Genomic DNA, 5,142 nt, shown 5'->3' with positions numbered 1-5,142 from the left:
CCCGTGCCGGGCCCTGGCCCCGTGCCGGGCCCTGGCCCCGTGCCGGGCCCTGGAGCGAGCCCGGGCGGCCCTGAGCCCCCGTGGCGTGCCCCCGAAGCGGCCTGAGCCCCCGCACGCCGCAGGGGCTCAGTCGCGGGGGCTCAGACAGGGTTCAGCCGCGGAGGCTCAGGCAGGGTTCAGTCGCGGAGGCTCAGCCGCCAGGGCTCAGGGCCGCCCCGAGGTCAGCTCCCCTGGCCGCGCGGGGGCCGGAGCTGGGAGGCCCAGCGGGTCCAGCGGGGGGCTCCCCATCGCTGGACCAGCGCGGACCAGCGCTGTCCCCACGCCCACACCAACTGAGCCGCCGACCGTGGGGCCAGCAGCGCCCGCAGCCGCTCCCGTCGCCCCGCCTTGGCCCGGAATCCGGCCAGCACCTGCCGGACGTCGTCGGCGACGCCCGCGAACGGGCGCGGCTGCGGTGCGTACAGCACCTGCTCGACCGCCTCGGCCACCCGCTGCGCCGCCCGGGCCGAGTCGTCGTCGAGGTCGGCGATCCGCACCATGCGGGCCACCGCTCTGCGTGAGGTCAGCGAGTCGTCCGGCAGCACGCCGAAGTCCCAGGCCGAATCGGTGAGTTCACGCCATGCGGCGAGAATCCGGTCGGCCGCGTCCTGCTCGGTGCGCCCGCCCGAACCGTCGAGTCTGCGGGCCCGTATCCGCCGCCGCCACAGCATGGGCAGCAGGGGCACCACGATCAGCAGCACCGCCAGCGAACTCCAGCTCGTGACCTTGGTCGCCGACCAGCCCCCGCCCGAGGCGCCGTTGTCCGGCTGCTGGGCCGCGGCGCCTCCACAGGTGCCCAGCTTCTTCATCTCCGGGGTGCAACTGTCGGAGGCGGTCGGGGCGGCCGTCGGCTCGGAGGTCGTGCTGGGCTCGCTCGTCGGCTCGTCGGACGGGGTGCCCGAGGGAGTCTGCTCCATCGTGTAGTCGGGCTGGGTGCCGCGGCTCGGGGTGGGCTCGAAACGCGTCCAGCCCACGCCCTCGAAGTACAGCTCGGGCCAGGCGTGCGCGTCCTTCAGGCCCACCGACACCGAGCCGTCCGCCTGGGCGGTGCCGGGGGTGAACCCGACCGCGACCCGCGCCGGAATGCCCAGCGTCCGGGCCATCGCCGCCATCGAGAAGGAGAAGTGGACGCAGAAGCCCTCCTTCTTCTTCAGGAACCGGACGATGGCGGCCGAGCCGCTGCCGGACTGCACCTCGGTGTCGTAACGGAATCCTCCGTTCACCGCGAACCAGTCCTGGAGCTTGACCGCCTTCTCGTACGCGTTCGCCGCGCCGGCGGTCACCTCCCGCGCCGTACTGGCCACCACGGACGGCAGCGAGTCCGGCACCTCGGTGTACTCCTTCCGCAGCCGCGAGGGCGGTGCGGGCGCGGCCGCGAGCTGCTCGGCCGTGGGCTCCACCAGCAGGCTGGTGACCCGGTAGCGCGCGCCCCGGGTGGTCTGGCCGCGGTCGCCGACCAGCGTGCGGCCCTCCGGCTCATAGCGCCAGCGCCCGTCGATCTCGACCCTGGACGCGGGGTAGGGGAGGGGCAGCCAGTTCTGCGCGTACCAGTCGGCGGCCGAGATCGAGGTGTCGATGGAGGAGACCCGGACCGAGGGGCCGAGCCCGGCGGGCGACGGAAGCTGCCCGGGCACATCGGTGACATGCCGCTCGGACGACTTCCACGAGGTGCCGTCGAACCGGTCCAGCGCCACGATCCGCAAGTACAGGTCCTGCGTGGTCTGTGAGGAGGTGCGATAGCGCAGCACCTCCTTGTTCTCCGGCTGGTTCAGGCTGTCCTGGAGCGACACCAGCGGATTGACCGCCGAGATCGTGCCGCCGCCACTGCCCGACCCGCCACCGCTGCCCTGCCGGTCCAGCAGCCCGCCGTCCAGGGACGGCAGCGCCGCGGGCACCACCAGCGCGATGCCGAGCGCCAGCACGCCGATCCGGCGGCCGGTGCGGACCGGGGCGAGCGCCGGGGCGCCTCCGGCCCCGGCCAGGCCCGAGGGCGGCATACCCCCCGGATGCGGCGCGCCGCCGCTGAATACCCGGCCCCACTGGGACAGCCGGTCCCGGCCCTCGGCCAGGAGCAGCACCAGATAGCCGGCCGCCGCCAGCAGGAACCACAGCCAGTCGCTCCCGTCGTCGGACAGCCCGGCCGCGACCGAGTACAGCGCGAGCAGCGGCAGCCCGGCGGGGGCCGCGCTGCGGTACGTCACCGAGAGCGCGTCGACCACCAGGCCGATCACCAGCACCCCGGCCACCAGCATCAGCCGGATGCCATCGGTGAGCGGCGCGGGGATCGCGTACTGCCCCACGTCGTCGGCGCCGTCGCGCAGCAGCAGCGCGAACTCCTGGAGGGCCTGCGGGCTCGGCAGCACCCCGCCCAGCGCCTGCTCATGCGCGAAGACCACGGTGAGCAGCAGCAGCGTCACCACGGCCTGCGCGGCCACCGTCAGCGGGCGGGCCAGCGGCACCCGGCGGGCCGCCACGCCCGTGCCGCTCTGGACCGCCAGCAACAGGGTGGCCTGCAACAGCCAGCTCGCCGGGTCCACCAGCGGCAGCAGCGCACAGGCCGCCGCCACCGTGGCCAGCGCCGCACATATCGCGAGCCGAACGCTCCCACTCATGCCCAGCTCCCTGTCATGCCGCCGACCGTGGAACCTCCGGCGTCCGCCCGGGTGGCGCCCTGGGCGTCGGCCTGCCGCCACAGCTCTGCCAGCGAGGCCCCCGGGCCGACCGGCAGCGCCGTCCACCCCGCCTCGCGCAGCCGCCGCAGCCGCTCCTCCAGCTCCCGTGTGCCCCCGAGCTCGGCCCCGCGCGACCAGGCCGCGCCGTCCAGCACGAACGCCACCGCGGCCGTGGTGCGGTGCCGCATCCGGGCGGCCGTAGCCGCCTGCTCCTCGTCCAGCTCGCCCAGGAAGGCCACCAGCAGCCCCTCGCCGCCGCCGCGCAGCACCTCGAAGGCGGGCGAGAGCCCTTCGCCGTCGGAGTGGTCCACCACGGCGAGGGTGTCCAGCATCAGCCCGGCGGTCTCCGCCGAGTCATGGGTGGAGCCGGTGAAGCCGCCTCCGCCGTCCGGGCCCGGCACCGAGCTTCCGGAGTCGGTCAGCAGCCGGACCGCATAGCCCCGCTCCAGCAGGTGGACCGCCGTCGAGGCCGCCCCGGAGACCGCCCATTCGAAGGCCGAGTCGGGCCCTGAGCCGTAGTGCGCCGTACGCCGGGTGTCCAGCAGCACCGTGCAGTGGGCCCGCTGCGGCTGCTCCTCCCGGCGGACCATGAGCTCCCCGTAGCGCGCGGTGGACCGCCAGTGCACCCGGCGCAGATCGTCGCCTATGCGATAGCCGCGCGGGATGACGTCGTCCTCACCGGCCAGGGCCAGCGAGCGGTGCCGCCCGTCCCCGTACCCCGCGGCCTCGCCGGTCAGGCGCACCGGGGGCAGCGGCTCGACGCGGGGCACCACCGTGAGCGTGTCGTAGGCGCTGAAGGCGCGGGTGAGCTCGCACATCCCGAACGGATCGCTCAGCCGCAGTTGCAGCGGGCCCAGCGGATAGCGGCCGCGCAGATCCGAGCGGACCCGGTAGGACACCTCGCGCCGGCCGCCCGGCTCCACCCGGTCCAGCACGAACCGGGGGCGGGGCCCCAGCACATAGGGCACCCGGTCCTGGAGCATCAGCAGCCCGGTGGGCAGCCGCGAGACATTGTCCATCCGCAGATGCACCCGGGCCTCGGAGCCCGCGGGCACCCGCGCGGGCGCGAGCCGTCTGCTGCCCGCCACCCGGTACCGGGTGCGGTGGACCACGGCCACGCAGACCAGCGGCAGCGCGGCCAGCAGCAGCCCGACCCGCAGCAGATCCGCCTGGCCCAGGACATAGCTGCACACCGCGGCGGCCACCCCGGCGGCCAGGAAGGAACGGCCGCGGGTGGTCAGACCGGCGAGGGCGGCCCGCAGCCCGCCCGAGTCCTCGCCGGCGCCGGGGCCCTCGGGGCCCATGTCCGTCCCCCCTGCGGCCATCACAGCCTCCGCGCGCCCGGCTGCTGCCGGCCGAAGTCGGCCGGGGGCATGGGCGGCATGGGCGGCATCCCGCCACCCGCGCCGCGCGAGCCGGAGGTGGGCACCGGAGTGCGCTGAAGGATGTCCGCGACGACCTGCTCCGCGGTGCGCCGGTTGAGCTGGGCCTGCGCGGTGGGCAGCAGCCGGTGCGCCAGCACCGCCACGGCGAGGGACTGCACATCGTCCGGCAGCGCGAACTCCCGCCCGGCCAGCGCCGCCGACGCCTTGGCGGCCCGCAGCAGATGCAGCGTGGCCCGGGGCGAGGCGCCCAGCCGCAGATCGGGGTGGTTGCGGGTGGCGGCCACCAGGTCCACCGCGTAACGCCGGACGGCCTCGGCGACATGCACCGAGCGCACCGCCTCGACCAGCTTGACGATCTCGTGGGCGTGCGCGACGGGTTGCAGGTCGTCCAGCGGCGAGACGCCACCGTGGATGTCCAGCATTTGCAGCTCGGCCTGCGGGCTGGGGTATCCGATCGAGACACGGGCCATGAAGCGGTCGCGCTGCGCCTCGGGCAGCGGATAGGTGCCCTCCATCTCGACCGGGTTCTGCGTGGCCACCACCATGAAGGGGTTGGGCAGCTCGTAGCTCTCCCCGTCGATGGTGACCTGGCGCTCCTCCATCGACTCCAGCAGCGCGGACTGGGTCTTGGGCGAGGCGCGGTTGATCTCGTCGCCGATCACGATCTGGGCGAAGATGGCGCCCGGCTTGAACTCGAACTCCTTGCGCTGCTGGTCGAAGATGCTCACGCCGGTGATGTCGGACGGCAACAGGTCCGGGGTGAACTGGATCCGCCGCACGGAGCAGTCGATGGACCGCGCGAGCGCCTTGGCCAGCATGGTCTTGCCCACGCCCGGGACGTCCTCGATCAGCAGATGCCCCTCGGCGAGCAGCACGGTCAGCGAAAGCCGTACGACCTCGGGCTTGCCCTCGATCACACCCTCCACCGACCGGCGGATCCGCTCCGCTGTGGTGGTCAGATCGCTGAGGCTCGCTCGCTCGTCATAGGTCGTCACCCGGCCCTCCTCGGCCCGTTCTCAGGGCCGTTGCCCTCGGAACGGACCGGC

The 5,142-nt window shown here is 74.4% G+C and carries 3 protein-coding genes; all 3 read right to left on the bottom strand.

Translation table 11 applies throughout. The features are described from left to right. Positions 1 to 221: 221 nt before the first annotated feature. From KN815_RS43675 to KN815_RS43665, 3 genes are read right to left on the bottom strand one after another with little or no spacing between them, the layout of a single operon-like run. Positions 222 to 2,651 (bottom strand): transglutaminase TgpA family protein, encoded by a 2,430-nt coding sequence (locus KN815_RS43675; RefSeq protein WP_216347300.1) that lies wholly within the window; start codon positions 2,649 to 2,651, stop codon positions 222 to 224. Beyond that, on the bottom strand, positions 2,648 to 4,036 hold the full coding sequence (locus KN815_RS43670) for a DUF58 domain-containing protein (protein ID WP_216347299.1): 1,389 nt from the start codon (positions 4,034 to 4,036) through the stop codon (positions 2,648 to 2,650). Before KN815_RS43670 ends, KN815_RS43675 begins: the two co-directional genes overlap by 4 nt. After that, complete coding sequence (locus tag KN815_RS43665) at positions 4,036 to 5,091, bottom strand: AAA family ATPase (protein WP_216347298.1); 1,056 nt, start codon at positions 5,089 to 5,091, stop codon at positions 4,036 to 4,038. The genes KN815_RS43670 and KN815_RS43665 overlap by 1 nt, the downstream gene beginning before the upstream one ends. Between the last annotated feature and the right edge of the window lie 51 nt (positions 5,092 to 5,142).

It is taken from the genome of Streptomyces niphimycinicus, from assembly GCF_018883605.1.
Classification (GTDB): domain Bacteria; phylum Actinomycetota; class Actinomycetes; order Streptomycetales; family Streptomycetaceae; genus Streptomyces; species Streptomyces niphimycinicus.
Note: the sequence above shows the minus strand (reverse complement) of the source record. Positions and strands in the feature narration are given on the sequence as shown.

Bases quoted from the DNA above. Each gene is read 5' to 3' on its own strand.
- KN815_RS43670 (WP_216347299.1), bottom strand. From the start codon at position 4,036: ATGGCCGCAGGGGGGACGGACATGGGCCCCGAGGGCCCCGGCGCCGGC.
- KN815_RS43675 (WP_216347300.1), bottom strand. From the start codon at position 2,651: ATGAGTGGGAGCGTTCGGCTCGCGATATGTGCGGCGCTGGCCACGGTG.